Origin of the sequence: Blastococcus sp. CCUG 61487 (genome assembly GCF_005222955.1) — a bacterium.
Lineage (GTDB): Bacteria > Actinomycetota > Actinomycetes > Mycobacteriales > Geodermatophilaceae > Blastococcus.
Genome location: NZ_LWUA01000277.1, coordinates 1 through 26,029, shown reverse-complemented (window position 1 = coordinate 26,029; position 26,029 = coordinate 1). Strand labels below are relative to the sequence as shown.

The following is a 26,029-nucleotide window of genomic DNA, read 5'->3' as shown; positions in this document are numbered from 1 at the left end:
TCGGGCGCGGGCGGCTGAGGCGGGCTGGCGCCTCGGCGGCGCGGCCTCGTCCGGCGCCACGGGAGCGACCGGGCCGGCGCTCGCCGGCGAGGCCGCCATCGCGGCCGGGGTGAGCAGCTGGGGGCGCCGGAGCACGTAGGGCGAGTAGGGGAATCCCTCGCCGTTGAGCTCCTGCACCGAGGGAGCGCGCCCCTGCAGCCCCAGCGCCTCGAGCGCGGCACGCACGTCGGCCGTCGTCCACAGCCTGGGGTTGTCCACCCCGGCGTAGCGGCTGGCCCGCGCGATGCCGAGCAGCAGCGACCGGGTGTCGAGGTAGGCCACCTGGTCGCCCTCGCCGAGGTCCCCGTCCGCGGGCAGCAGCCCCTCGACGGCGCCGGTGAGCACGGTGAGCCGGGCGACGCGGCCGGGCTCGAGCCCGGCGCGACGGAGCCGGACGGCGGTCTCCATCCCGGCCCGCATCAGCCCGTCCAGCGGGGTGGACCCGCCGCCCGCCAGCTGGAGGACGGCGCCGCCGGTGCCGGGAGGGCCGATCGTCCACGGCCCCTCGGGCGAGGCGGTGACGACGCCGGACTGCCGGACCACCTCCGCCACGCGCACCACCGCGATGCCCTCCGGCACGATGAGGATCGCGTCGGAGATGCGGCGCTGGAGCGGCCCGTCGGTGAAGGGGATCGACGCCACGACCGCGCCGCGGACCGCGTTGCCGGTGTCCCAGCGGACCAGCTCGGCGAAGAAGGCACGCTCCCCGTCCGTCTGCGGAGGCAGCGGGTTGAGCGGCAGCACGTCGTCCTCCGAGGCGGTGGGGTGGGCGGTCTCGCGGTCGCCGGTCCCGGCCGGCGTCGCCGACCCCCGGCGGCACCTCCGACGCTACGGCACATCACGGACCGGTCTCGGGGACCGCGCCGCGTCGTGCCCCGAATCACCGGCCCGCCGGCGGCGGCGCGGACCGTGTCCGCAGCACGCTCGCGGGTGACGGTGCGTACTGTCGGGCGACGTGGCAGAGAGCGCGGGGCACCTGGTCTGGATCGACTGCGAGATGACCGGGCTGGACATCGTCAAGGACAAGCTCATCGAGGTCGCGGTGCTGATCACCGACTCGGAGCTCAACGTCCTGGACCCCGGTCTCGACGTGATCATCGGTGCCGACGACGCCGCCCTCGACGGGATGGACGACGTCGTGCAGGAGATGCACGCGAAGTCGGGGCTCACCGAGCAGGTGCGCGCCTCGACGCTGACGATCGCCGAGGCCGAGCAGCAGATCCTCGCCTACATCAAGCGCTTCGTGCCCGAGCGGCGGACCGCACCGCTGTGCGGCAACTCGATCGGGACCGACCGGGGCTTCCTCGCCCGCGACATGCCCGAGCTCGACGACCACCTGCACTACCGGATGGTCGACGTCTCCTCGATCAAGGAGCTGGCCCGCCGCTGGTTCCCCCGCGTCTACTTCGCCCAGCCCGCCAAGGGCCTGGCGCACCGGGCGCTGGCCGACATCATCGAGTCGGTCCGCGAGCTGGCCTACTACCGCCGCACCCTCTTCGTGGCGGCGCCCGGGCCGAGCAGCTCGCAGGCGAAGAGCGCCGCCGACGAGGTCGTCGGCAGCTTCGCCCCGCTGTTCGCGACCGCCGAGGGAGAGGCCCCCGCCGGAGCGTGAGGCACGCCGCTCCCCCGCGGCGGCCGGAGGGCGCGGGGGCTCCGGTATCGTCGTGTCGGCCCCCGCCCTCGTGCGGGTGGCCATGGTGGGTGTAGCTCAGCTGGTAGAGCACCAGGTTGTGATCCTGGGTGTCGCGGGTTCGAGCCCCGTCACTCACCCCACGTGAGAGGCCCTGGTCAGTTCGCTGACCAGGGCCTTTCCCGTTCCCCGGCCCGGACTGGGGGGCAAGATCACGCCGGTGCCCCCCGTTGGGGGGGCACTTTGGGGGGGCAGTGGCGGGGCGACTGCGCAGCGGCTCTCGCTGCGCACCGTGCGGCCGGTCAACCGACCGACCACCGCACGGAGCACGGAGCACGGAGCACGCCACCATGTCCCTCAAGTCTCCCAGCATGTGGATCGAGAAGCGCGGCCGCCAGCACCGCGTGTACTGGCGCAACCCGGCCGGCCTCGGCCTGCCCGCCCGCTCCTACCAGCGCCTGGACTCCCGCGGCGACGCCGAGCAGTTCATCGGCATGGCCGCGCACTTCGGGCTGGACACCGCCCGCCGGGTGGTGGCCACGCCCGACAAGGCGGAGCGCCGGGAGCTGCTCGCCGCGGCACAGGCCGAGCAGGCCCCCGCCCCGGCCGGTGTGGCGGCAGCCGGCCCGCTGGTCACCCCCGGCGCCGAGCACATCGGCGACGGGTCGACGTCATCATCCGGCTGCCTGGTCTGCCGCTCGCTGGCCGCCGGCCTGCCGGACCCCGTCCGGCAGCTCATCGGCCTGGAGACGGCCCGATGACCGCCATCCCGGCGCAGCGCAGCCGGCGCGCCGAACCCGTCACCGTCACCGACGAAGCGATGGAGATCGCGCACCTGCGGATCACCCACCCGGAAACGGTGGCCATCGCCCGGCGCGAGATGGCCGAGCACGGGCCGGCCGCGCTGGCCGAAACGGTCAGCGGCGCGGTCGTGGTGGGCATGGTGGCCACCGGGCTGCAGCGCAGCACCGGTGCCGCGTACCGCCGTCGGGCACCTGCCCGACCTGCTGGCCCGCTTCGAGGACGTCAGCAAGCACGTGTCCTCCGCCGATAAGGCGCTGACCAACGTCCGCGCCACAGCCGATGGACTCCGGGCCGCCCTGGCTGCGCAGGTCCAGGACGCACACCGCGCGCTCACCGACGGCGCGCAGCCGAAGTAGCACCACTGGGGGGAGGAGCATCGCGCTCCTCCCCCCAGTTCACGTCCCTACTTCAGCGCGCGGCCGGCAAAGGGCTGCTGGTGGTCGCCCACCCTGTCAGCCCGCCCGACCCACCGGCCGGTGGCCGCGACTGACACGAGCCCGCTCAGCACTCTGGTGAAATACCCTAGGGGGGTATTACGGTTGGCGGCGTTACAGGTTCATCAGCGCCGCCACCGTTCCCTCCGTGGGTAAGGCAGCGGCGGTGGACGAAGCGCACCGCAGAGGAGAAGGTCATGCCAGATCCGACGAGCCGCCCGGGCCGTCACGCGGGACAGCCGAAGACGGCAGCGCCCGACCACCACCACGGCCACGGCCACGGTGACGGCCACGGCCACGGCCACGGCCACGGCCACGGTGACGGCCACGGGCCTACGCACGGGCAGGGGCTGCCGGTCGTCGTCGCCGACCACGCCCCGGATGTCGAGGGCCCGTTGGCCGCCGCCGCCTCGGACCCCGAGGGTGCGGCGTCCTCCCACAGAGACCACGCCGGCCATGGGCAGCACGGCGGGCACGCGGGGCACGGCGGCGACCACGTGGCGATGTTCCGGCGGCTGTTCTGGCTGATGCTGGCGCTGGCGGTGCCGACGGTACTGCTCAGCGACATGTTCGCCGACATCGTCGGCTACACGCTGCCCGACCTCCCCGGCCTGGAGTGGGTGTCCCCGGTGCTGGGCACGGTCATCTACGTCTGGGGCGGGCGGCCGTTCCTCACCGGCGCGATCGGGGAGATCCGGGCCCGCAAGCCCGGGATGATGTTGCTCATCGGCATGGCCATCACCGTGGCGTTCGTCGCCTCCTGGGGCTCCACCGTCGGCGTGCTCTCCCACGACGTGGACTTCTGGTGGGAGCTGGCACTGCTGATCGTGATCATGCTGCTCGGGCACTGGCTGGAGATGCGCTCGCTGGCGCAGACCTCCTCCGCGCTGGACTCCCTCGCGGCGCTGCTGCCCGACGAGGCGGAGAAGGTCGTCGGCGACCAGGTGGTCACCGTGCCGCCGGCGCAGCTGTCGGTCGGCGACGTGGTCATCGTCCGCCCCGGCGGGCGGGTGCCCGCCGACGGGCAGGTCGTCGACGGCACCGCCGACGTCGACGAGTCGATGATCACCGGCGAGTCCAAGCCGGTCAGCCGCACCGTCGGCGACACCGTGGTCGCGGGGACCGTGGCCACCGACACCGCGATCCGGGTGCGGGTGGCCGCCGTCGGTGAGGACACCGCGCTGGCCGGAATCCAGCGGCTGGTCGCCGAGGCGCAGTCCTCCACCACCCGCGCGCAACTGCTGGCCGACCGGGCCGCCGGCTGGCTGTTCTGGTTCGCCGTCGCCGCCGCGATCATCACCGCCGTCGTCTGGACCGTCTACGGCGCGCCGGAGTCCGCGCTGACCCGGGTGGTGACCGTCCTGGTGATCGCGTGCCCGCACGCACTCGGCCTGGCGATCCCGTTGGTGGTGTCGATTTCCACCGAGCGGGCCGCCCGCGGCGGGGTGCTGGTCAAGGACCGCGGCGCGATGGAGCGGATGCGCACCGTGGACACAGTCCTGTTCGACAAGACCGGGACGCTCACCCGCGGCGAGCCGGCGGTCAACGACGTGGTCGGCGTCGGCCGCACCGAGGACGAGGTGCTGGCCCTGGCCGCCGCCGCCGAGGCCGACAGCGAGCACCCGTTGGCCCGGGCGATCGTCACCGCCGCCCGGCAGCGGAACCTGCCGGTCTCCCCGGCCACCGAGTTCCGCGCGTCGGCCGCCGTCGGGGTGACCGCCGTCGTCGGCGGGCACACCGTCGCCGTCGGCGGCCCGAACCTGCTCACCGAGCACGGCCTGACCCAACTGCCGGACACCGCGCCATGGGCCGAGGCCGGGGCGACCGTGCTGCACGTGCTCGTCGACGGGCAGGCCGCCGGCGCGCTGGCGCTGGCCGATGAGATCCGGCCGGAGTCCCGGCAGGCGGTCGACGCGCTGCACGCCCTCGGCATCGACGTCGTGATGATCACCGGCGACGCCGAGCCGGTCGCCCGCGCGGTGGCCGCCGAGCTCGGCATCAACCAGGTCTTCGCCGGGGTCCGCCCGGAGCACAAGGCCGAGAAGGTGGCGCTCCTGCAGCAGCAGGGCCGGGCCGTGGCCTTCACGGGCGACGGTGTCAACGACGCACCCGCCCTGGCCCAGGCCGATGTGGGCATCGCGATCGGCGCCGGCACCGACGTCGCCATCGCGTCGGCGGGGATCATCCTGGCCTCCTCCGACCCGCGCGCGGTGGTGTCGGTGATCCGGCTGTCCAAGGCCAGCTACCGCAAGATGCAGCAGAACCTGTGGGCCGGGGCGGGCTACAACCTGATCGCGGTTCCGCTGGCCGCCGGCGTGCTGGCCCCGGTCGGGTTCGTCCTGCCGATGGAGGTCGGGGCGCTGCTGATGAGCCTGTCCACCGTCGTCGTGGCGTCCAACGCCCAGCTGCTGCGACGGCTGGACCTCAGCCCGGAAGCCAGCGTCGCCGAGGTCAGCGCCGGCCGGACCACCCCGGCCCGGCGCGCCCCGGCGCCCGCCGAGCCGACCACCGCCGGACGGCACTGACGGCCCGCCGCCCGCCGGGCACCATGCCCGGCGGGCGGAGGCGTCCGGCGTCGTAGCCTCGCTGAGGAAGGGGGTGGGCATGGCGACGCGAGAATGGACGGCGCTGCTGCTGCTGGCCGCCGTCTTCGCGATGCACGGCCTGCAGTGCACCGCCGCCGGAACCGACCACCCGGCCGGCCACGGCGCCGCCCCGATCGCCGTGACCCTCACCGCGCCGGGCGACGGCGGCCCGCACCCCGGCGGTCTGTCCACCGGCGCCATGAGTGCCGGCCTCGAGGCGCACGGCGGGCACCACGGCAGCGTCTCCGACGCCACCGCAATGGCCACCGTGGCCGCTCCGCTGGTCGGACTGCTCACCGCCGGGCACGGCAGCGCGCCGGCCGGCCCGGCCGGGCACCTGTGGGCGCTGTGCCTGGCGGTGCTCGCCGCCGGCCTTGCGGTGCTGCTCGCCCTGCTGCTGCCCCGGCTGCAGACGCTGCCGCCGGCGGCGTGGGCGCGGCTGCGCACTCACGCACGGACCGGCCTGGCGCCGCTGCGCCCGCCGGACCTGCACTCCCTCTGCCTGCTGCGGATTTAGGCCGACCGCCTCCACCGCCTTCGCCCCAGCCCTGCGCTGGCCCGGCGGCGGTGCACGCGCACGCCACCCCATCCGCTTCCGCAGCATCCGGAGAACGCCATGACCCGCACCACCGCACGCACCCGTACCACCGCACGCCTGACCGGCCTCGGCGCCGCCCTGCTCGCCGGCGGCCTCGTCCTGGCCGGCTGCGCCGACGATGACACCGACGCCGGCGGGCACGGCTCGATGATGAACGGCAGCAGCTCCTCGGCCAGCTCGTCGGCCGAGCAGGCCGACTTCAACGACGCCGACGTCGCCTTCGCCCGCGGCATGATCCCGCACCACCGCCAGGCTATCGCCATGGCCGAGCTGGCTTCCGGGCGCGCCGCCGACCCCCGGGTGCTCGATTTGGCCGCCCGCATCCAGGCCGCGCAGGGCCCGGAGATCGAGACGATGACTGGCTGGCTGGCCGACTGGGACGCCGACGGCGGCCACATGGATGACGGCATGGGCGGCATGGGCGGCATGGGCCACGGCGAGGGCGGGATGATGTCCGAGGGCGACATGGCCGCGCTGATGGCCGCCACCGGCGCGGAGTTCGACCGCCTGTTCCTCGAGCAGATGATCGTGCACCACCAGGGTGCGGTGCAGATGGCCGCCGAGGAAGCGGCGAACGGCCGCAACACCGACGCGCTCGCGCTGGCCCAGTCCATCCGCGACAGCCAGAACGCCGAGATCGCCGAGATGCAGCAGCTGCTCACCGAGCTCGGCGGCTGACCCGCCGCGGCGGGGCGGGTCCACCGGCCCGCCCCGCCGCATCCCGGCCCGATCCGCCCCTGCGCCATCCTGGAGTTCCCGCATGCCCACGACCCGCCCCGCCCGAACTGCCCACGCCCACCGGGCCCTCGCCGGCGCTGTGCTGCTCACCCTGCTGACCGGCTGCGCGGCCACCGACGGCCCCGCCGCCACCGGACCGGCCACCTCCGGCGCCGCCGGCGCGCTGCCGGCTGCACATGTGCACGCCGTCGCCGTCGATCCCGGCGACGGCGCGCTGCTGCTGGCCACCCACGAGGGCCTCGTCGAGGTCGACGACGACGGCCGACTGTCCCCGGTCGGCCCGGTCATCGACCTGATGGGGTTCGCCGTCGCCGGCCCCGACCACTACCTGGCGTCGGGGCACCCCGGGCTGCGCACCGATCTGCCCAACCCGGTCGGGCTCATCGAGAGCACCGACGGTGGCGTGACCTGGACGCCGCTGTCCCGGGCCGGCGAGTCGGACTTCCACGCCCTCACCGCATTGCCCGGCGGCGGGGCGATCGGCTACGACGGGGCACTGCGCCGCACCGCCGACGGCTCCACCTGGGAGCAGCTGGCCGTCCCCGCCGAGCCGCACACCCTCACCGCCGCCCCCGACGGGGCCGGGGTGCTGGCCACCACCGCCGCCGGACTGATGCACTCGGCCGACGCCGGCACAACGTGGGCGTCCGTGGACGGCGCCCCGCTGCTGCAGGTGGTCACCTGGTCCGAGGACGGCAGCGCCGCGGTCGGCATCACCCCCGACGGTGCGGTGTGGACCAGCACCGACCCCGCCAGGAGCTGGCAGCCACAGGGGCAGCTGGACGCGGCCCCGCACGCCGTCGCCGCGACGACTACCAACGGCCGACTGCGGGTCGTCGCGGTGACCGACGACGGCCTGCTGGAGTCCACCGACGGTGGCGTCTCCTTCACCACGCTGCTGTCGACCTGAAGCATCCGGGCCGCGGACGGCGATCGGGCCGTGGGATGGCAGTTCCCCTGCCCCGGCCGTGGGTCCGCTGGTCAGCCGGTCGGGCAGTCGCGCAGTGCCGAGCCCTCGAACTCGGGCACCGGCCGGGACTGCGCATCCTCGGCGGTCTCGGCCTCCCCGTTCTCCTCGATGTCCCGAATCAGCCACTCCATCTCGGCGATCTCACGCTGCTGGGCCCGGATGATCTCGACGGCCAACTGGCACACGCGGACGTCGTCGATGTCGGCGCGCTCGGACCGGGTGATGGCCAGGGAGTGGTGCGGGATCATCGCGCTCATCCAGCTGCGGTCGTCGACGGTGGCCTGGCTCCGGTCCAGGGCGATGCCCCCGCCCAGCAGCAGCAGGCTCACGGCCACGATGGCGATGTTGCCCTTCATGTTCTTGTACATGTTGAGCATCCAGGCCAACATGACCAGCCCCATGGTGCCGCCCATGGTGAGCGCCATGAAGACGCGGCTCTCGCTGAACCGGACGTGGCTCCACTCCCACGTGCCCGCGAACATCGTCCAGTACATGACCACCATGGACGTGGCGATCATCGCCGCGAAGCGCAGGTACATCTTCCGCTGCATCTTCTTCTGCATCGCACCGTCGCCGGAGGCGTCGTGGTGGTCGGCCCCCTCGCCGCCGTGCCCGCGGGCGTGGCCCTCGCTGCTGCTCTTGGTCGCCATGAGGTGGTAGTCCGTTCGCTCGCCGCCGCCGCCTCCGGAGGCCGGCGGCGATGGTCATGTCGTGGCGTCCCGGCGCCCGTTCGGCTGGTCCTGATGCGCCGGGACGAGGCTGGTCGGATCGGGCGTGTGGTCAGCCCAGCGAGCTGATCAGGTCGCGGCACGCCTGCTCGCAGCGGCGGCATGCCTCGGCGCACACCCGGCAGTGCTCGTGCATCTCGGCGTGGGACTCGCATTCGTCCCCACACGCTTTGCACGCCGCCGCGCACGCCTCCAGCACCGCCCGCGAGAGGTTCGCGTCGTATCCGGTGTGCCGGGACAGCACCCGGCCAGTCGCCTCGCACAGGTCGGCGCAGTCGAGGTTGGTGCGGATGCACTTGATCAGCTCGGCGACCATGTCCTCGGACAAGCAGGCGTCGGCGCACGCGGTGCACGCCTGCGCGCACTCGACACACGCCTCCAGGCAGGTGACCAGCTTGTCCTTGTCCACTCCGCCGAGGTCCTTGGGGTACGTGCCGAGCATCTGAGCGGCGACGGTCATGGGATCTCCTTCGTTCTCCCCGGCGCCCGCGGCGGCTCGGCTGCCGCCGGCGACTCACGTCGGGCCCGCTGCCCCTACCCGCTGCTCGGCGACCCGCACGGCCGTCACGAAGTCGTCATCTGCGGCGACCCCGTTTCCTGCGCCGACCGTCGGCGCCCCGGTCCTGACCGGCGTGCTGGGCCTCGACTGGCACGAGCAACTGGCGCGCCTCCCCGTGCGTAGTCGACCGGCTCGGCGCGGACGTGAAGTCGGATGCGCGCCGCACAGCTGCTCGTTCCGGTCAGCCTCGGCCCTACCAGCGCCTCCCCGTTCTGAAGGCTCCGCAGAGTGGAGCGCGGGTCGCGCACCCGCAGTCCTTCCAGCATGGGGACACCGGCTTCGGTCAGTGCAGACCGATGCTGGCCCACTCGTCGAGCACGTCGGCGGTGAGCGGCTCCGGGGCGTCAGGCGCGGCGCAGTGCGTGTCGGGCGCCGCGGCCCGCTTGGCCTGACGCGGCGTCATGAGCTCCGGCAGCAGCCGGCCGATGGCCAGGATGTCCCCGGCGGTGAACCACACCCCGCGCTGCTGCTTCCCGTTGGGGTCGCCGCTGCGCTGGTGCGGGATGCAGCGGGCGGTCACCCACCGCTTCAGCCAGGTGTCCGGGATGTTCAGGACTTCTGCCACCTCGGCCCGCTTGTAGCGACGGACGGTGGCGAGCTGCTCGTTGATCACCGTCGGACCTGTCCGGCGACCGGCGGCCGGCGGCAATCCCCGCAGGGCTGTCCTACCGCGTCGGCGTCTGGACGGGCCTGCTTCGGGTCTGCTGCCGGTCACTGCAGGAGTCCCCGGAGCTGGGGGGCAGATTGGGGGGCAACTGACCGCTCAGGACCGCACAGAACCGCTCATGACCCCTCCGGGACGTCCGAAAAGGCCGCTATCCTGCGCATTCGCCGGGCCACCAGGCCCGGGACCGGCCTCACTCGCGGGTTCGAGCCCCGTCACTCACCCCAGGTGAGAGGCCCTGGTCAGTTCGCTGACCAGGGCCTTTCCCATTTCCCCTCCGCCCACCAGCGCGCCTCCTCCAGCAGCAGCTGGGGGCACAACTGCGGCAAGCGGGTCGGGTAGCAGTGCTCGAGCTCCTCCTCGACGAGGACGGCCTGCTGCGCCGGCGGGTCGGCATCGTCGGCACGGTGGTGCTTGGTGCGTTCGACCACCATCCGGGACAGGAGCCGGTACGTGCCGACCAGCGTCTTCCAGTCCTGCTCGCGTCGGTGTCGCGGCGACGGCTGCCAGGGGGTCGTCGTTGCCGAGACACGGCGTTCGGCGTCGGGCGGCCGGTCCAGATCTGTTGGGACATGAGGCCTCCGGAGAGGAGGCGCGTGCCGGGACCCGATGTCCCGGCGATCGCGCGGGACACGGTTGGTGTCCGCGCCGGACCGTCGGCGCTCGTAGCGCCTGCGCAATCGCCCACCGGCGAGTCAGTGCTCGACGGTGGTCACCGACTGCTCTGCTGGGCGAGGGGCTTCGACCTGCGCAGTGGGGGCGGTGGCCGGGTCAGCGCGCAGAGGTCAGCCGAGCCCACCGGTCGAGCAGCTCGTCGGAGCGCCCCGCCGGGGCGATGCGCGCCGCCTGGACGGTCTGACGGTTGGTCATCAGTTCCGGGAGCATCGCGCCGATCGCGAGGATGTCGTTCCAGGTGAACCACACTCCGCGCTGCTGCTTCCCGTTGGGGTCGCCGCTGCGCTGGTGCGGGATGGAGCGGGCAGTGACCCACCGCTTCAGCCAGGTGTCCTTGACGTTGAGCGCCTGTGCCGCCTCGGCCCGGGTGTAGCGACGGACCGGCGCCAGCTGTTCTTCGATCACCCCTCGATCGGTCCGGCGACACCGACGTTCGGCAGTCCCAGCTCGACGGGCAGCGCAGCCCGGATCCGATCACCGCGGCACCCCTGGACGACCGCCGGCTGGGGGGCAGATCGACGGGCACCCGAAAGCTCAGGACCGCTCAGGACCGCTCAGGGACGATCTCCGGTGTCGGAGAGGCCCGCCATCGTGCGGATCCCCCGGGCCACCAGGCCCGGGACCGGCCTCACTCGCAGTGTCGAGCCTTCGTCACTCACCCTAGTGGTGAACGCCCTGGTCAGCTCCCTGACCAGGGCATTCGTCCGTTCCAGCGCCGCTGACGGCGGCGGTCGGAACGCCCCTGCCCCCTCGCCGGGGCAGGGGCGGAGCGGCTGCGCAGCCGGCCGCACGGAGCCCACCCACCACATCCCTCGAGCCCCCCGGTCCTCGGATCCGGCGGCACGGCCGCCGGCACCGCGTGTACCGGCCCCAGGTGCATCCGTCCGGACGGCCGAGCCGACCCCCCGGGACGTCGCGAGGGGGCGGCTACGCGCAGAGGGGCGCCCCAGCAGCTGAGGGCCGCCCTCAGCCGGCCGTCGGGATCGGCGATCCACCGCCTTCCAGGTCGCCCTCGGTATCGAGGTACGCCTGCTGCAGCTCGGCGAGCAGCGCCGGGTCCGGCTCGGCCCACATCTTCCGGTCGACCGCCTCGAGCAGCCGCTCGGCGATGCCGTGCAGCGCCCACGGGTTGGACTTCTCCATGAACTCCCGGTTCTCCGGATCGAGCACGTAGGTCTGGGCGAGCTTCTCGTACATCCAGTCCGCGACCACGCCGGTGGTGGCGTCGTAGCCGAACAGGTAGTCGACGGTCGCCGCGAGCTCGAAGGCGCCCTTGTAGCCGTGCCGGCGCATCGCGGCCAGCCACTTGGGGTTGACCACCCGAGCACGGAAGACCCGGGCGGTCTCCTCGGTCAGCGAGCGGGTGCGCACCTGCTCGGGCCGGGTGGAGTCGCCGATGTAAGCCGCCGGCGCGGTACCGGTCAGCGCGCGCACCGTGGCGACCATGCCGCCGTGGTACTGGAAGTAGTCGTCGGAGTCGGCGATGTCGTGCTCGCGGGTGTCCACGTTCTTCGCCGCCACCGCGATCCGCTTGTAGGCGGCCTCCATGTCCGGACGGGCCTGCACACCGTCCAGACCCCGGCCGTACGCGTAGCCGCCCCACACCGCGTACACCTCGGCGAGGTCGGCGTCGCCCCGCCAGTTGCGGCTGTCGATGAGCGACAGCAGGCCGGCTCCGTAGGCACCCGGCTTGGACCCGAACACCCGGGTGGTCGCCCGCCGCCGGTCGCCGTGGGTCGCCTCGTCGGCGTCGACGTGCGCCTTCACGTAGTTCTGCTCCGCGGGTTCGTCCAGCCCCGCGGCCAGGGTCACGGCGTCGTCGAGCATGGTCACGACATGGGGGAAGGCGTCCCGGAAGAACCCGCTGATCCGCACGGTGACGTCGATGCGCGGGCGGCCGAGCTCGTCGAGCGTGATCGGCTCCAGGCCGGTGATCCGGCGGGACGCCTCGTCCCAGACCGGCTGCACACCCAGCAGCGCGAGCACCTCGGCGATGTCGTCGCCCGACGTGCGCATCGCCGACGTGCCCCACACCGACAGCCCGACCGATCGCGGGTACTCGCCCGTGTCGGCGCGGTACCGGTCGACGAGCGACTCGGCCATGGCCTGCCCCGTCTCCCAGGCCAGCCGCGACGGCACGGCGCGCGGGTCGACGGAGTAGAAGTTCCGGCCCGTCGGCAGCACGTTGATCAGCCCGCGCAGCGGTGAGCCCGAGGGGCCGGCCGGCACGTAGCCGCCCTCCAGGGCGTGCAGGGTCGCGTCGAGCTCGTCGGTCGTCCGCTCCAGCCGGGGCACGACCTCCTCGGCGGCGAACCGGAGGACGGCGGCGACCCCGGCGTCCTCGCGGTCGAGCACCTCGCGGACGACGTCCTCGACCGCCGCGACCGCCCAGCCGCGGGTCTCCATCCCCTGGACGAGAGCCTCGGCCAGCGCCTCGACGCGGTCGGTCTCGTGCAGGCCGGCGGTGCCGTCCTCGACCAGGCCGAGCGCCTGGCGCAGCCCGGGAAGGGCGACCGAGCCGCCCCAGATCTGGCGGGCGCGCAGCATCGCCAGGACCAGGTCCACCCGGTTCTGGCCGGACGGCGGGGAGCCCAGCACGTGCAGGCCGTCGCGGATCTGCGAGTCCTTGATCTCGCAGAGCCACCCGTCGACGTGCAGGATCATCTCGTCGAAGTGCTCGTCCGCCGGGCGCTCGTTGAGGCCCAGGTCCGCGTCGAGCTTCGCGGCCTGGAGCAGCGTCCAGATCTGCGCCCGGACGGCGGGCAGCTTGGCCGGGTCCATCGCCGCGACGTTGGCGTGCTCGTCGAGCAGCTGCTCCAGCCGGGCGATGTCGCCGTAGCTGTCCGCGCGGGCCATCGGCGGCACCATGTGGTCGACCAGGGTGGCGTGCGCCCGGCGCTTGGCCTGAGAGCCCTCGCCGGGGTCGTTGACGAGGAACGGGTAGACCAGCGGCAGGTCGCCCAGCGCGGCGTCCGGCCCGCACGAGGCGGACAGGCCCACGTTCTTGCCGGGCAGCCACTCGAGGTTGCCGTGCTTGCCGACGTGCACGAGCGCGTGCGCGCCGAACTCGGAGCGCAGCCACCAGTAGGCGGCCAGGTAGTGGTGCGACGGCGGCAGGTCGGGATCGTGGTAGATCGCGATCGGGTTCTCCCCGAAGCCGCGGGGCGGCTGGACCATCACCACGACGTTGCCGGCGCGCAGGGCGGCGAACACGATGTCGTCCCCGTCGAGGAACAGCGAGCCCGGTGCGGGTCCCCAGTGCTCCTCCACGGCTTCGCGGAGGTCCGCGGGCAGGGAGTCGAAGTGCGCGCGGTACGCGGGGGCAGGGATGCGCACCGGGTTGCCGGAGAGCTGCTCCTCGGTCAGCCAGTCGGCGTCCTGCCCGCCGGCGGCGATGAGCGCGTGGAACAGGGCGTCGCCGTCGAGCTCGGCCACGCCCGGCAGTGCGTCCGGCCCGTCGAACGGCCCGATGTCGTAGCCCTGCCCAGCCATGGCCGCCAGCAGCCGGACCACCGACGCCGGGGTGTCCAGGCCGACGGCGTTGCCGATACGCGCGTGCTTGGTCGGGTAGGCCGACAGCATCACGACGATCCGCCGCTCAGCGGGCGGGGTGTGCCGCAGCCGGGCGTGCGCGACAGCGGTCCCGGCCACGCGGGCGGCCCGCTCGGGGTCGGCGACGTAGTGGGTCAGCCCGTCGGCGTCGGTCTCCTTGAAGGAGAACGGCACGCTGATCAGCCGTCCGTCGAACTCGGGGATGGCGACCTGGGTGCCGACGTCGAGCGGGGAGAGCCCGTCGTCGTCCGCTGCCCACTCGGCGCGCGACCGGGTGAGGCACAACCCCTGGATCACCGGCACGTCGAGAGCCGCGAGCTCGCCGACGTCCCACGCGCCGTCGTCGCCGCCGGCCTGGGCTGTCGCCGGGCGCGCCCCGCCGGCGGCGAGCACCGTCACGACCATGGCGTCGACGCCGCGCAGCGTCTCCAGCAGGCCCGGGTCGACCGAGCGCAGGGAGGAGGTGAAGACGGGCAGCGCGCGGCCGCCGGCGTCCTCGATGGCCCGGCTGAGGTCCTCGACGAAGCCCGTGTTCCCGGACAGGTGGTGGGCCCGGTAGTAGAGGACGGCGACCGTGGGGCCGCTCCCCCGGCTCACGCGGTCGAGCAGCCCCCAGTCCGGCGCGACCGACGGCGGTTCGAACCCCTCCCCCGTCAGCAGCACGGTGTCGGAGAGGAACCGCTGGAGCTGGACGAGGTTGTCGGGCCCGCCCTGCGCGAGGTAGCCGTGCGCCTCGGTCGCGACGCCCATGGGCACGGTGGACAGCTCCATGAGCTCGGCATCGGGCACCTGCTCCCCGCCGAGGACGACGACCGGTGCGGGGGCGGCCACCAGCGGCGCCAGCATCTCCTCGTACTGGCGCCGCACCCCCAGGATGCGGACCACCACCAGGGCGCTGCCCTCGACGAGGTCCGCGATCGCCTCGTCGTCGAGCCGCGCAGGGTTGCCCAGCCGCCAGCCGGCGCCCGAGGCGCGGGCGGACAGCAGGTCGGTGTCGCTGGTGGAGAGCAGCGTGAAAACAGGGTCGCTCACGGGACGTTCCTCACTCGGGGTCCGCGCCCCGGGTCGTCGGGCACGGCAGCCGGAGTGTCTGGCTCACCAGGTCCCCGAGGTGCGGGGCCGGGCTCACAGTGGCGGGACCACGCCGGATTCGCACCGGACTTCCTGCCGAACTGCCGTGGAGCCGCCACCGTAGCGTCCCGGGCGTCCCGGCAGGCAGCCGCGCCATCCGCTGCTGCTAGCGTCCGCCGCGCCGTGGTGTTCGGGAAGACCGGTGCGAAACCGGAGCGGCCCTCGCCACTGTGATCAGGTGGATCCACCCAGCCGTCCCGCGCGGCAGCCACTGGACGACGGTCGTCGTCCCGGAAGGCGGGTGGAACCGATACCTGTCAGCCAGGAGACCGGCCACGGCACCCGAAGTAGTCATCCACGAGGTGCTGGAGGCGACGTCTCTCATGACGCTGCGATCTGTCCTGTCCACGTCCACCCGCGCCAGGCGCGCCGGACCCCGCCGCTGGGCCGCCGGTCTGGCCGCCTCGCTCGCGCTCACCGCCTGCGCCACCACGAGCGGGGGTGAGGAAGACGAGGCGGCTGCGGCCGGCGACGAGCAAACGCTGACCATCGCCACCAGCTTCGCCATCGACGACCTCGATCCGACCGAGAACGGCTTCTGGGGAGTCGAGTTCGGCTACGTCGAGCTGCTCATGCGGCCCGAGCGCGACGGCAACCCCTCGCCGTGGGTGCTCGAGGAGCTGACCTCCGAGGACGAGACGACGTGGACGCTCGCCCTCCGCGAGGACGTGGCGTTCGAGAACGGTCGGGCCCTCGACGCCGACGCGCTGGCCCAGCTGCTGACCTGGACCGCGGAGAACAACGAGGGCTTCGCCTCCGCCGCGGCGTTCGGGAGCGCCGAGGCGAGCGGTGACCTGGAGGTCACGCTGACGACGACCTCGCCGGTGCCGACACTTCCGAACATCCTCGCCGACGAGTCGCAGGTGCAGGTCTTCGACATCGACGCCTACGAGGAGCACCTCGCCTCGGGTGACGACGCGAGCGCCCTGCTCGACGCCGGCCTCTACACCGGGCCGTTCGTGGTCGACAGCCTGGACGGCCAGAGTGCCGAGCTCTCGCCGTTCCCGGACCACTGGAGCGGCGGCCCCGGGCTGGACGACCTGACCATCCGCTTCGTCCCCGAGGCGACCTCCCGGGTCCAGGCGGTGCAGACCGGTGAGGCCGACATCGCCCTCTACATGCCGACGGCGGTCGAGCGCACCCTCCAGGGCCGCGGCGACGCGTTCTGGGTGACCGGCGAGCCGACCGGTTCGACCTTCGCCTTCATCCCGAACACGCGGGCCCCGGGCATGGACGACGCCCGCGTGCGCCGCGCCGTCGTCGCCGCCATCGACTACCGCGCCCTGGCCGAGGACGTGCTCAGCGGTCAGGCCGACGTCGCCACCGGCATCTTCTCGCCGCGGCTTCCCTACGCCCTCGACACCCAGGAGACCGACCTCGATCTGGCGCGCCGGCTGCTCGACGAGGCCGGCTGGACCGAGGGGGCCGACGGGGTGCGCACCCGCGACGGCCAGCCGCTGCGGATCCGACTGCTGTCCTACCCCCAGCAGCCGGACTCGACGACCCTCGCCGAGGCGCTGCAGGTGCAGCTCGGCGAGGTGGGCGTCGCCGTGGAGATCGCGCAGGTGGACGACCTCTACGCCGAGATGGAGACCGGGACCTGGGGCGGCGCGATCGAGGGAGCCTCGCTGGTCTCCTTCGGCGGCAGCCCGGTCGAGGCCCTCCGGAACCGCTTCGCCACCGGTTCCGAGAGCAACCGCGGCGGCATCTCCGACCCCGAGCTCGACGCGGCCATCGAGCGGCTGACGACCACTTTCGACGAGGACGAGCGCACCGCCCTCCTCGAGGAGATCCAGCAGATCGTCTCCGAGCAGGGCTACTGGGCCGCAACGGTCGCTCGCCGGTCGGGGATCGTGACCAACGAGACCTGGCGGAGCTACGAGCTGCCGATCAGCAACCTCTGGGTGACCGCCGACACCTCGCCCGGGGAGTGACGTGGGCGGCGCCGTGCTGCGCCGCGTCGGTGAGGCGGGGATCAGTGCGGCAGGTGGGGCGGCCATCGTCTTCGCCCTTCTCGTGCTGGTCCCCGGCGACCCGGCCCGGCGGGTGCTCAACGCCCGCGGTGTCCTGGAGCCCTCCCCCGAGGCGGTCGCGGCCGTCCGAGCGGAGCTCGGCCTGGACGACCCACTGCCGCAGCGGTTCTGGGAGTGGCTCACCGGGCTGGTCCGCGGTGACCTGGGGGTGTCCTGGAGGTCCGGTCAGCCGGTCTCCGACGAGTTCCTGGAGCGGCTGCCCGCGACGGCGGTCCTGACCGTCGCGGCCCTCGCCCTCGCGGTCGTCCTGTCGCTGGCGCTCGGGCTGCTCGCCGCCGCCCGGCCCGGCGGCTGGCCCGACCACCTGGCCCGGGTGCTCAGCACCGGGGTGCTGGTCGTGCCGGGGTTCCTGCTCGGTGTGGTCCTGCTCGACCTCGTCGTGGTGCAGCTCGGCATGGGCCGGGTGATCGCCGACGGCACGTGGCGCACGGTGTTCCTGCCGGCGCTCGTCCTGGCGCTGGGCGCGGCTGCCACGTGGTCGCGGGTGCTCCGGGCCGGGCTGCTCGAGGCGCGCGGCGCGCCGTACCTGCGGGTGAGCCGCGCGCGCGGCGCCGGACCGGTGCGCCGGCTGCTCGGCCACGAGCTGCCCAACGCGCTGCCGCCCTACCTGACGATGATCGGGCTCGGCAGCGCCGCTCTGCTCGGGGGCGCCCCGGTCGTCGAGACCGTGTTCACCTGGCCCGGCGTCGGGCGGTTCACGGTGGAGGCGATCACCGCCCGGGACATGCCCGTCGTCACCGGGTTCACCATCATCGCGGTGCTGGTCTACGTCGTCGTCAGCCTGCTGACCGACCTGCTCACCACGGCGCTGGACCCGCGGCTGCGGCCGGCCGCCGCGAGGCGGGCCGTCCCCGCGCGGGTAGCGGGGGGTGCGGCATGACCGTGCTGACCCCGCTGCTCCGGCCCGGGGCGGCGACCACGGACCCCCTCGAGGTCGCGGTCACCGCCGGTGCGTGGCGCCGCCTGGTCGCGCGCACCGATGCCCGGATCGGACTGCTCCTGGCCGGTGCGCTGGTGCTGGTCGCGCTCGTCGGGCCGCTGCTGACGGCGGACCCGGACGTGCCCCAGTACACCAACCAGCTGCAGCCCCCGGGCGGCGGCCACCTGCTCGGTACCGACGGCGCGGGCCGGGACCTGCTCGCCCGCACCGTCGCCGGCGCCCGGACGTCGCTGGGCGCGGCGCTGCTGATCACCGCGATCACCGCGGTGGTGGGTCTGCTGGTCGGCGTCGTCGCGGGCGTCGCCGGCGACGCGGTCGACGTCGTCCTCGCCCGGATCGTCGACGTCCTGCTCGGGCTGCCCGGGCTGGTGCTGACCCTCGCGCTCGTCGGGGTGCTCGGCCCGAGCTTCGTCAACCTGGTGCTCGCCATGTCGCTGACAGGGTGGGCGGGCACGGCCCGACTCGCCCGGGCGTACGCGTGCACCTCGGTCACCCGGCCCGACGTGCTGGCCGCGCGGATGGCCGGCGCCGGCGAGCTGCGGATCGCGGCCGGGCACGTGCTGCCCGGCGCCGCCGCGCAGGTCCTGGTCGTGGCCACGCTGGGCGTCGGCGAGGTCGTCCTCGCGCTCGCCGGGCTGTCGTTCCTCGGTCTGGGCGCCCAACCGCCCACCGCCGAGTGGGGCACCATGCTGGCCGGGGCACGGGAGACGCTCGCCTACGCACCCTGGCAGATCATCGGCCCCGCGACGGGCCTGGTGGCCACGGTGCTGGCCGCCACGCTGCTCAGCGAGGCGCTGCGCGACGTCACCGACCCGGGGGTCCGCTCGTGAGCGCGCCGGCGCTGGAGGTGCAGGGGCTCACCGTCACCTTCGCCGACGGCTTCCGGGGCCTGGTCGACGTCGACCTGGTGGTGCCGCACGGCGGCCGGCTCGGCGTCGTCGGGAGCTCCGGGTGCGGCAAGACGACGCTGGTCCGCACGGTGCTGGGCCTGCTGCCGCCCGGCACGCAGGTGACCGGGACGGTGCGGGTGGACGGCCGGGAGGTGACCGGCTGCTCCGAGCGCGAGCTGCGCAGCCGACGCGGGACGGACATCGGCTACGTAGCCCAGGACCCCTACGCCGCCTGCGACCCGCTGCACCGCGTCGAGCGGCACGTCACCGAGGCCTGGACGGCGCACCGCCGGCGCCCGCCGGACGGCGTGGTGGCCGAGCGGCTGAGCGGCGTCGGCATCCCCGACGCCGCCCGCCGGGCCGCCCAGTACCCGCACCAGTGGTCCGGCGGCATGCTGCAGCGGGCGACCACGGTGGCCGGCACGGCGCACGAGCCGCTGCTCACCCTCGCCGACGAGCCCACGAGCGCCCTGGACGCCGAGCTCTCCGACGGCCTGCTGGAGCTCCTCCGGCGCACGTGCAGGTCGCTCGTGCTGGTCAGCCACGACCTCGCCCTGGTCGCCCGGCACACCGACGAGGTGCTCGTGCTCGACGGCGGCCGGGTGGTCGAGCGCGGAGCGGCCGGCACGGTCCTCGGCCGACCCGCGCACGAGGTCACCCGGCTGCTCGTCGCCGCGTCGACGCCGGCACCGCGTGCGGCGTCGACGGCGTCCGCACCGCCGAGCGGAATGCCCGCGGTCCGCCTGACCGGCGTGGGGCGCACCTACGCGTCCGGCGGCTCGGCTGTCCCGGCGGTGCGCGGCGTGGATCTCGACGTGCACGCCGGCGAGGTGGTCGGTGTCGTCGGCCGGTCGGGGTCGGGGAAGTCCACGCTGCTGCGACTCGCTGCCGGGCTGGAGCCGCCGGACACCGGGCGGGTTCTGCTGGCCGGTGCGGACGCCTGGCCGCGAGCGAGCCGGCGCCGGGTGGTGCGGCCGCGTGCGGGCTGGGCCATGCCGGTGTTCCAGGACCCGGTCGCGAGCCTGGACCGCCGCTGGCCGCTGTGGCGCACGGTGACCGAGCCGTTGGTCCTGGCCGGCGGCCGGCTCTCGCGGGCCGAGCGACGGCGCCGGACGGCGGAGGCGCTGGCCGACGTCGGACTCGGCGAGGTGGACGTCGACCGGCGACCGGCGACGCTCTCGGTGGGCCAGTGCCAGCGGGTCGCCGTCGTCCGGGCCCTGATCGCCCGGCCGGCGCTCGTCGTCGCCGACGAGCCGACGGCCAGCCTCGACGTGGACGCCGCCGCGGCGGTCGCCGCCCTGCTCCGCGCGGCCGCCGACGACGGGGCCGCCGTGCTGGTCGTCAGCCACGACGAGCCCCGGCTGGCCTCCTACGCCGACCGCCTGGTGCGCATGGCCGACGGAGAGCTGACGTGACCCCCGCCGCGACGGTCCTCGCCGAGGCCCTCCGCCGGCTGCCTGCCGCCGAGGCGGCGCCGCTCCGGCTCGCCCCGGGGGCGACCGCCGTCCCGGTCACGGCGATCGACGACCCGGCCTGGTTGGACCGGCAGCTCGCCCTGCGCGGGCAGCGCTGGCGGACCGACGACCGGCGGGTGCTGGCCACGCTGTGGTGGTACTCGGTGTCCAACTGGTTCCAGGTGCCGGCGATCGCCTCGCTGGTCGCCACCGGCCGGGCGCTCTCCCCGCTACCCGACGACGTCGCGGTGCACTGGCTGCCCGACAGCCGGGTCACCGGCGGCACGTCGTCGCGGGTGCTGGAGGGGCCCGATCCGGTGCTCACCCTCGCTGCCGCGCTGCGGCAGGCGCTGGAGCGGGTGGTGCCGCCCGTCGCCGCGGCCGGCGGCATGAAGGAGCGCCCGCTGTGGGCGATCGCCGCCGACTCGACCGCCAACCGCTTCCTCTGGGCCGGCCGCGCGATCGGGGACGAGACGCGGGCCGCCGAGCTCGCGCAGCGGGTGGCCGAGGCGGTGGGCCCGCCACTCCCCCGGGTCCGCTGGATCGACGTCGTCCCGATGGACGACGGCCAGGACCGGCCGGACCTCGGCGAGCACCGGTTCCTGCGGCGGGCCTCGTGCTGCCTGCTCTACGAGGCGCCCGGCCAGGGCAGGTGCGGCGCCTGCCCCGGGCGGACTCCGCAGGAGCGGCTGGTCCGCCTGCGGTTGGCCGCGGCCACCCGGGCGATCGAGCCGTGAGCGCGCCGGTCGTCGCCCGTGACCCGCCGGCTTCCTCCGTCCTCGTCCGCTCCCGCCCCCCCGGAGGTCTCCCGGTGACACCCACCGCCAGCGTCCTCGTCTGCCGCGGCTGCTGCTGCGGCCGCGACGACCCGGAACCCGCTGCCCAGCGGCTCGCCACTCTCCGGTCAGGGGTCGACGACCTCCCCGGCGGCCGGGTCACCGTCGTGAACTGCCTCGGGCCCTGCTCGGACCGCGACGTCGTCGCGGTCCGGCACCGGGACACCGAGCGGAGGGGCGGGCGGCTCGGCACGACGTGGTTCCGCCGCGTCGATGCCGATGCCGCCGGGCGCATCGCCGGTTGGGTGCGGGAGGGCGCTGTCGCACCGGTGCCCGCGGCCCTGGTCCCCCACCTGTTCGATCCCGGGACGACCGGCTCACCCTCGGTGACGCCGGATCACGAGATCACGGTCGTCGACGGCACCCCCATCGACGTCGTGGCCGCTCTGTCCGCCCGCCGGGTGCCGGACGCGGAGGTGCGGTCCCTGGTGCGGACGCTGATCGGGTACGTGGGGGTGAGCTGGTCCGTGGGCGTTGAGGGCGCGAGCGCCGATGTCCTGCTCGTGGGCGCCGACCGGCGGGTCGCCGAGGACGCCGACCGGCTGGGAGCCGCGGACCACACCGGGGACATCGAGCTGGACCTGTCCGTCGCGCCGGGCCTGTGGGTGCTCGTCGACGACGGCGGCGCCCCGGTGTCGGTCGTCGTCGCCACGCGGACCGAACCGCCCGGCGCGCGCGGGCTCGCCGAGCTCGCGGACCCCCGAGGCCGGGCTGGGCACGTCCTGTTCGATCTCGGCGTCCCAGGCACGCGTTTCGGGGTCTCAGTCGAGGAACCGGTGCTCGCCGCGAGGTTGCGCGCGCACCGTGGACGTGCGGCGGCGGCTGTCCTCGCGGAGGTCGGCACCCAGTTGATCGCGGTCTCCCCCGAGCGCGTCGTGGCCACCCCCGTGGCCACGACTCGGGTCCGGACCGCCGTTCCGGCACTTGGGGGCCGGTTCCCGGAGGGCAGCCACACCCACCTGCTCGCCGAGCGCTTCACCCGGGATCGCCCCTCGATCGAGCAGCTGTCGCTACCCGGCGGCTGGTGGGTGGGGGCGGTCGCCTCGCTGGCGGGCGCTCTCCCGCGGACCGCTGCGGCGGCTCGCGATACGGGCACGGGATCCGCCCCCCGGCTCGGCGGAGGCTCTCGGGATCAGCCCCGGTCCGGACGGCGCAGCAGGTAGGTGTCCATCACCCAGCCCTTGCGCTCGCGGGCCGCGGCCCGCTTGTCGGCGATCTCGTCGATGACGTCGGCCAGCCTGCCGCTGACCAGGATCTCGTCCTCGGTGCCGAGGTAGGCGCCCCAGTAGATGTCGAGGTCCTGGTCGGCGTACTGCCGGCAGACGAGGTGCGAGTCGAGCATGACCACGACGTCGTCGGCGTTGTCGGGGAACGCCTCGGCCAGCCGCCGGCCCGTCGTCAGGTGCACGGCACCGGCCACCCGGTTGAGCAGGATGCGGTGCCGGGCGGTGAGCGCCTGCACGCTGGTGATCCCCGGGATCACCTCCCACTCCAGGTCCATCGAGCCGTGCGCCGCGATGCTCTCGATGACCCGGATCGTGCCGTCGTAGAGCGACGGGTCACCCCACACCAGGAAGCCCGCGGTGCCGCCGTCGGGCACCTCATCGACCAGCGCCCGCTCCAGCAGCGCGGCGCGCTCGTCGCGCCAGTCGTCGACGGCGCGCACGTAGGCGGGCGTGGCGCGGGCGCGCTCGGGGTCGGAGAGCTCGACCAGGCGCCAGCGGTTGTGAGTGATGAAGCGCTCGCAGACGTCGCGGCGGGCCCGGGTGAGGTCCGCCGTCGCCGGTCCCTTGTCGAGCACGAGGAAGACGTCGACCCGGTTGAGGGCCGCAACGGCACCCACGGTGACGAAGTCGGGGTCGCCGGCACCGATCCCGATGACGAGCAGTCGACGCACGCATGCCTCTTCCGTCGGGGTGGCTCCGCGATGGAGCCCCCGGTGGCTGTCCGAACCGGGACAGTGTCCCGGAGTCCGGTCGGGCCGCGGCCACCGACCGGGCCGCAGCTCTGGGCCGCCTGAGTCGCACGACATGCTGTGCGCATGACCGGGGACGCCGCCGCGCGCGTCGCGCTGGCCGCCGCAGCCGAGCTCGGGCCGTTCTTCTCGACCTCCCCGGACGCGGGCACGGACTGGATCACGTGGGCGCAGCTGACCGGCGACGCCGACGTCCTGGAGCGGCGGCTGGCCGAGGTGCGGGGCATCCTCTCCGCCGGACCGGGCGCACCTGCGGTCGAGAGGACCGTGGTCGGCTCCACCGTCCACCTGGGGCTCGTGGCCCGGTTGGTGGCCCCCGTGCTGGGGGCTGCGCTCCTCACCGGCACGCTGCCGGTGTCCACGGCAGCGTCGGTGCACCTGCAGCTGTCCGGTACGAACCCGCTCCCGCTGGCCATTCCCCAGGCACGACCGGTGCCGGCCGACCGACCCGGGCTCCTGGGGGCGGCCTTCACCCGCCACTGGCTGGCCCCGGTGATCGAGCCCCTGACCGCGACGGTCCGGGCGGCGGACGGCGTCTCGCCACAGGTGCTCGACGGCAACGTGATCTCGGCGGTGGCCGGGGCGCTGCGGATGGCCGCGCAGGCCCGCCCCGGGCTGGCCGCGGCGGCGGACGGGGTGCTGGACGAGCTGCTGCGCACCGGCCCGCTCGCGGAAACCGGCTTCCGAGGCGACGACGGCTCCTTCGTCCGCCGGTCGTGCTGCCTCTTCTACCGGCTCCCGGGCGCGGGGACCTGCGGCGACTGCGTCCTCCGGCACGCTGCCGACGCCACGCCATCTGCTCCGGCGTAGGGTGCCAACGCCGCAGTGTCAGGGAAGCCGGTGCAAGTCCGGCACGGTCCTCGCCACTGTGACCGAGGAGCAGACCCCGCATGGCACCACTGGTCACCACGTGACCGGGAAGGTCGGGGCGAGCGACGATCCGGGAGTCAGGAAACCTGCTGCGGCGCGCACCATCCCACTCCACGAGGCATGGAAGAAAGGTTTCCCAGTCATGACCTCCGTTCCGCACGCCCAACCGGCGACCGCCGCATCCCGGATCACCGTTCCCGCCTGGGCCTGGGCACTCGCCCTGCTGGCCCTGTTCGGGCTCTACCTGATCGCCCAGGACAACGGCGCGGTGCTCGCCTCCATGGGTGAGACCGCGCACGAGTTCTTCCACGACGCCCGGCATTCGCTGGGCATGCCCTGCCACTGACGGGGGCAGGGAGATGACCGAGGTCCTCGACCGACCGTCCACCACCCAGCCGCCCCGCTTCGGCACCCTGTTCTCCCGCCTCGTGGCGGGGGGCCTCGTCGCCGGGGCCTCGGCGGGCGTCTTCTCGCTCCTGGTCACCGAGCGGGCCATCGCGCCCGCGCTCGACCTGGAAGAGGCGCGCACCGCCGCCGAGGGCGCCGGCCACGACCACGGCGAGGAGCTGTTCACCCGCGGTGAGCAGCTCGTCGGCGGCTTCCTGGGCACGGTGCTGGCCGGTGTCGTCCTGGCGGTGGTCTTCGCCGCCGTCTACGGCGCCGTCCGCCACCGCCTCCCCGGGCGCAGCGACTTCGCCCGGGTGACGGTGCTGGCCGCGGTCGGGTTCGCGGTGCTGGCGCTCCTGCCGGCGCTCAAGATCCCGGCCAACCCGCCGGCCGTGGGTGACCCGGACACGGTGGGCACCCGGACCGCCATCTACGGCGCGACCCTGCTGTGCGGGGTCGTCGCCGCGGTGCTGGTCGGCGTGCTGGTGCACGCGCTGCGGGCCCGCGGCGTGGGCGTGCCCGGGACGGCGGTGGCCGCGGTGGTGGCCTCCGCCGTGGCGCTGGCCCTGATCCTGGTGCTCGTGCCGGACAACCCCGACGCGATCTCCTCCGACGTGCCGGCGGCCGTGGTCTGGGACTTCCGGCTCGCGTCGCTCGGCCAGCTGGCCGTCCTGTGGGTGGGGATCGGGCTGGCCGGCGGTTGGTTCGCCGACCGCGTCACCCGCGGCTCCCAGCTGCGCTGACCCGCGCGTACCGCTCCGTGCGACCGCACGGGGTGGCCGTCCGCCATGGACGGCCCGTGCGCGTCGGCGCCTCCGACCGCCGCTCCGACTCCCCAGGTACTCACCGTGAACCCCGCCTTTCCCCTCCGCAGCCGGGCCGACGCCTGCCCCGGCGCGCTCCGGACCCATGCCGCCGCGGACGGCCGGCTCGCGCGGGTGCGCGTACCGGGCGGACTGCTCACCACCCACCAGCTCCGGGTGCTGGCCACCGCCGCCCACGAGCTCGGCGACGGCGCGCTCGAGCTGACCAGCCGCGGGAACGTGCAGCTGCGCGGGCTCCCCGACGGCGCCGAGGGGGAGCTGGGTGCGCGGCTGGCCGACGCCGGACTCCTCCCGAGCGAGACCCACGAGACGACCCGCAACGTGCTGGCCAGCGTGCTCACCGGGCGGTCCGGGGGGCTGGTCGACGTCCGCCCCTGGGTCCGGACCTTCGACGCCGGCCTCTGCGCGGACCCGTCGCTGGCCGCACTCCCCGGCCGGTTCCTGACCGCGTTCGACGACGGCCGCGGCGACGTCGCAGGTCTGGGCGCCGACGTCGCGCTCCGGGTAATCGGCCCGGACAGCGCAGCGCTGCTGCTGGCCGGCCACGACAGCGGGCTGCGCACGGACCCCGCGGCCGCCGTCGACCTGGCCCTGGCAGCCGCCCGGGCATTCGTCGCCGAGCGCGCGGCCTCGGGCGGCACCGCCTGGCGGCTCGCCGAACTGGCCGACGGGCCGGCGCGGATCGCGGCCGTCCTCGGCGACCCCGTCCCCGA

Annotated in this window: 24 protein-coding genes, 1 tRNA gene, 1 pseudogene and 2 riboswitches; of the genes and pseudogenes, 18 read left to right on the top strand and 8 right to left on the bottom strand. The window is 74.5% G+C overall.

Annotated features, from left to right (window positions below):
- Positions 1 to 783, bottom strand: a pseudogene (locus A6V29_RS18145) (hypothetical protein); the annotation flags it as partial.
- A 211-nt stretch (positions 784 to 994) separates the two neighbouring features.
- Here A6V29_RS18145 and orn point away from each other — a divergent pair.
- The 8 genes from orn (at position 995) to A6V29_RS18105 (ending at position 7,738) form a co-directional block, all read left to right on the top strand.
- On the top strand, positions 995 to 1,651 hold the full coding sequence (orn, locus tag A6V29_RS18140; protein WP_137161611.1) for an oligoribonuclease: 657 nt from the start codon (positions 995 to 997) through the stop codon (positions 1,649 to 1,651).
- 85 nt (positions 1,652 to 1,736) lie between these two features.
- A tRNA-His gene (locus tag A6V29_RS18135) sits at positions 1,737 to 1,812 on the top strand.
- 207 nt (positions 1,813 to 2,019) lie between these two features.
- On the top strand, positions 2,020 to 2,430 hold the full coding sequence (locus A6V29_RS18130) for a hypothetical protein (RefSeq protein WP_137161610.1): 411 nt from the start codon (positions 2,020 to 2,022) through the stop codon (positions 2,428 to 2,430).
- Complete coding sequence (locus A6V29_RS18125; protein ID WP_137161609.1) at positions 2,427 to 2,723, top strand: hypothetical protein; 297 nt, start codon at positions 2,427 to 2,429, stop codon at positions 2,721 to 2,723. Before A6V29_RS18130 ends, A6V29_RS18125 begins: the two co-directional genes overlap by 4 nt.
- A gap of 381 nt (positions 2,724 to 3,104) precedes the next feature.
- Positions 3,105 to 5,432, top strand: a complete 2,328-nt coding sequence (locus tag A6V29_RS18120) for a heavy metal translocating P-type ATPase (RefSeq protein WP_137161608.1) — start codon at positions 3,105 to 3,107, stop codon at positions 5,430 to 5,432.
- A 79-nt stretch (positions 5,433 to 5,511) separates the two neighbouring features.
- Positions 5,512 to 6,009 carry a DUF6153 family protein gene (locus A6V29_RS18115; RefSeq protein ID WP_137161607.1) on the top strand — a complete coding sequence of 166 codons (498 nt, stop codon included), beginning with the start codon at positions 5,512 to 5,514 and terminating at the stop codon, positions 6,007 to 6,009.
- Between the two features lie 99 nt (positions 6,010 to 6,108).
- Positions 6,109 to 6,768 (top strand): DUF305 domain-containing protein, encoded by a 660-nt coding sequence (locus A6V29_RS18110; RefSeq protein WP_137161606.1) that lies wholly within the window; start codon positions 6,109 to 6,111, stop codon positions 6,766 to 6,768.
- An 82-nt stretch (positions 6,769 to 6,850) separates the two neighbouring features.
- A complete protein-coding gene (locus A6V29_RS18105) occupies positions 6,851 to 7,738 on the top strand; it encodes a F510_1955 family glycosylhydrolase (RefSeq protein ID WP_249933325.1) in 888 nt (295 codons plus the stop codon).
- A gap of 71 nt (positions 7,739 to 7,809) precedes the next feature.
- On the opposite strand, the gene A6V29_RS18100 is transcribed toward A6V29_RS18105, so the two are convergent.
- The 6 genes from A6V29_RS18100 to cobN form a co-directional block, all read right to left on the bottom strand.
- Positions 7,810 to 8,448, bottom strand: a complete 639-nt coding sequence (locus A6V29_RS18100) for a DUF305 domain-containing protein (RefSeq protein WP_137161605.1) — start codon at positions 8,446 to 8,448, stop codon at positions 7,810 to 7,812.
- Positions 8,449 to 8,578: 130 nt separating this feature from the next.
- Positions 8,579 to 8,986, bottom strand: coding sequence for a four-helix bundle copper-binding protein (locus tag A6V29_RS18095; protein ID WP_137161604.1), 408 nt, complete (start codon positions 8,984 to 8,986; stop codon positions 8,579 to 8,581).
- Between the two features lie 382 nt (positions 8,987 to 9,368).
- Positions 9,369 to 9,698, bottom strand: coding sequence for a hypothetical protein (locus A6V29_RS18090; protein WP_137161603.1), 330 nt, complete (start codon positions 9,696 to 9,698; stop codon positions 9,369 to 9,371).
- Between the two features lie 293 nt (positions 9,699 to 9,991).
- Complete coding sequence (locus A6V29_RS18085; protein ID WP_137161602.1) at positions 9,992 to 10,183, bottom strand: hypothetical protein; 192 nt, start codon at positions 10,181 to 10,183, stop codon at positions 9,992 to 9,994.
- A gap of 337 nt (positions 10,184 to 10,520) precedes the next feature.
- Complete coding sequence (locus A6V29_RS18080) at positions 10,521 to 10,829, bottom strand: hypothetical protein (RefSeq protein WP_137161601.1); 309 nt, start codon at positions 10,827 to 10,829, stop codon at positions 10,521 to 10,523.
- 561 nt (positions 10,830 to 11,390) lie between these two features.
- Positions 11,391 to 15,008 carry a cobaltochelatase subunit CobN gene (gene cobN, locus A6V29_RS18075; RefSeq protein WP_137161600.1) on the bottom strand — a complete coding sequence of 1,206 codons (3,618 nt, stop codon included), beginning with the start codon at positions 15,006 to 15,008 and terminating at the stop codon, positions 11,391 to 11,393.
- A gap of 206 nt (positions 15,009 to 15,214) precedes the next feature.
- Positions 15,215 to 15,399, top strand: a riboswitch (cobalamin riboswitch).
- Between the two features lie 31 nt (positions 15,400 to 15,430).
- Between cobN and A6V29_RS18070 the strand changes: the two genes are divergently transcribed.
- The 6 genes from A6V29_RS18070 (at position 15,431) to A6V29_RS18045 (ending at position 22,423) form a co-directional block, all read left to right on the top strand.
- Positions 15,431 to 17,041: an ABC transporter substrate-binding protein gene (locus A6V29_RS18070; protein WP_137161599.1), complete on the top strand. Its 1,611-nt coding sequence runs from the start codon at positions 15,431 to 15,433 to the stop codon at positions 17,039 to 17,041.
- Between the two features lies 1 nt (position 17,042).
- On the top strand, positions 17,043 to 18,020 hold the full coding sequence (locus A6V29_RS18065; protein WP_137161598.1) for an ABC transporter permease: 978 nt from the start codon (positions 17,043 to 17,045) through the stop codon (positions 18,018 to 18,020).
- A complete protein-coding gene (locus A6V29_RS18060; RefSeq protein ID WP_137161597.1) occupies positions 18,017 to 18,910 on the top strand; it encodes an ABC transporter permease in 894 nt (297 codons plus the stop codon). Before A6V29_RS18065 ends, A6V29_RS18060 begins: the two co-directional genes overlap by 4 nt.
- Entirely contained in the window at positions 18,907 to 20,385 is a 1,479-nt protein-coding gene (locus A6V29_RS18055; protein WP_137161596.1) for an ABC transporter ATP-binding protein, read from the top strand. The genes A6V29_RS18060 and A6V29_RS18055 overlap by 4 nt, the downstream gene beginning before the upstream one ends.
- Positions 20,382 to 21,161, top strand: a complete 780-nt coding sequence (locus A6V29_RS18050; RefSeq protein WP_137161595.1) for a (2Fe-2S)-binding protein — start codon at positions 20,382 to 20,384, stop codon at positions 21,159 to 21,161. Before A6V29_RS18055 ends, A6V29_RS18050 begins: the two co-directional genes overlap by 4 nt.
- 74 nt (positions 21,162 to 21,235) lie before the next feature.
- On the top strand, positions 21,236 to 22,423 hold the full coding sequence (locus A6V29_RS18045) for a (2Fe-2S) ferredoxin domain-containing protein (protein WP_137161594.1): 1,188 nt from the start codon (positions 21,236 to 21,238) through the stop codon (positions 22,421 to 22,423).
- On the opposite strand, the gene cobF is transcribed toward A6V29_RS18045, so the two are convergent.
- Positions 22,393 to 23,157 (bottom strand): precorrin-6A synthase (deacetylating), encoded by a 765-nt coding sequence (gene cobF, locus A6V29_RS18040; RefSeq protein ID WP_170977950.1) that lies wholly within the window; start codon positions 23,155 to 23,157, stop codon positions 22,393 to 22,395. The genes A6V29_RS18045 and cobF overlap by 31 nt on opposite strands.
- Positions 23,158 to 23,301: 144 nt before the next feature.
- Here cobF and A6V29_RS18035 point away from each other — a divergent pair, with 144 nt between their 5' ends.
- The 4 genes from A6V29_RS18035 to A6V29_RS18020 all read left to right on the top strand — a co-directional run.
- The gene (locus A6V29_RS18035; protein WP_137161592.1) at positions 23,302 to 24,045 is read left to right on the top strand and encodes a (2Fe-2S)-binding protein; all 744 of its coding nucleotides are present in this window, start codon (positions 23,302 to 23,304) and stop codon (positions 24,043 to 24,045) included.
- A riboswitch (cobalamin riboswitch) is annotated at positions 24,042 to 24,213 on the top strand. It overlaps the preceding gene by 4 nt.
- Positions 24,214 to 24,247: 34 nt before the next feature.
- Positions 24,248 to 24,451 carry a CbtB-domain containing protein gene (locus A6V29_RS18030; RefSeq protein WP_137161591.1) on the top strand — a complete coding sequence of 68 codons (204 nt, stop codon included), beginning with the start codon at positions 24,248 to 24,250 and terminating at the stop codon, positions 24,449 to 24,451.
- Between the two features lie 13 nt (positions 24,452 to 24,464).
- The gene (locus A6V29_RS18025; protein ID WP_137161590.1) at positions 24,465 to 25,235 is read left to right on the top strand and encodes a CbtA family protein; all 771 of its coding nucleotides are present in this window, start codon (positions 24,465 to 24,467) and stop codon (positions 25,233 to 25,235) included.
- A 105-nt stretch (positions 25,236 to 25,340) separates the two neighbouring features.
- A partial coding sequence (locus tag A6V29_RS18020; RefSeq protein WP_502700115.1) for a ferredoxin-like domain-containing protein occupies positions 25,341 to 26,029 on the top strand: 689 nt, incomplete at its 3' end.

Coding starts and splice junctions, on each gene's coding strand:
- A6V29_RS18110 (WP_137161606.1), top strand. CDS start 6,109: ATGACCCGCACCACCGCACGCACCCGTACCACCGCACGCCTGACCGGC.
- A6V29_RS18105 (WP_249933325.1), top strand. CDS start 6,851: ATGCCCACGACCCGCCCCGCCCGAACTGCCCACGCCCACCGGGCCCTC.
- A6V29_RS18120 (WP_137161608.1), top strand. CDS start 3,105: ATGCCAGATCCGACGAGCCGCCCGGGCCGTCACGCGGGACAGCCGAAG.
- A6V29_RS18115 (WP_137161607.1), top strand. CDS start 5,512: ATGGCGACGCGAGAATGGACGGCGCTGCTGCTGCTGGCCGCCGTCTTC.
- A6V29_RS18060 (WP_137161597.1), top strand. CDS start 18,017: ATGACCGTGCTGACCCCGCTGCTCCGGCCCGGGGCGGCGACCACGGAC.
- A6V29_RS18085 (WP_137161602.1), bottom strand. CDS start 10,183: ATGGTGGTCGAACGCACCAAGCACCACCGTGCCGACGATGCCGACCCG.
- A6V29_RS18100 (WP_137161605.1), bottom strand. CDS start 8,448: ATGGCGACCAAGAGCAGCAGCGAGGGCCACGCCCGCGGGCACGGCGGC.
- A6V29_RS18025 (WP_137161590.1), top strand. CDS start 24,465: ATGACCGAGGTCCTCGACCGACCGTCCACCACCCAGCCGCCCCGCTTC.
- A6V29_RS18030 (WP_137161591.1), top strand. CDS start 24,248: ATGACCTCCGTTCCGCACGCCCAACCGGCGACCGCCGCATCCCGGATC.
- A6V29_RS18035 (WP_137161592.1), top strand. CDS start 23,302: ATGACCGGGGACGCCGCCGCGCGCGTCGCGCTGGCCGCCGCAGCCGAG.
- A6V29_RS18130 (WP_137161610.1), top strand. CDS start 2,020: ATGTCCCTCAAGTCTCCCAGCATGTGGATCGAGAAGCGCGGCCGCCAG.
- A6V29_RS18125 (WP_137161609.1), top strand. CDS start 2,427: ATGACCGCCATCCCGGCGCAGCGCAGCCGGCGCGCCGAACCCGTCACC.
- A6V29_RS18070 (WP_137161599.1), top strand. CDS start 15,431: ATGACGCTGCGATCTGTCCTGTCCACGTCCACCCGCGCCAGGCGCGCC.
- A6V29_RS18095 (WP_137161604.1), bottom strand. CDS start 8,986: ATGACCGTCGCCGCTCAGATGCTCGGCACGTACCCCAAGGACCTCGGC.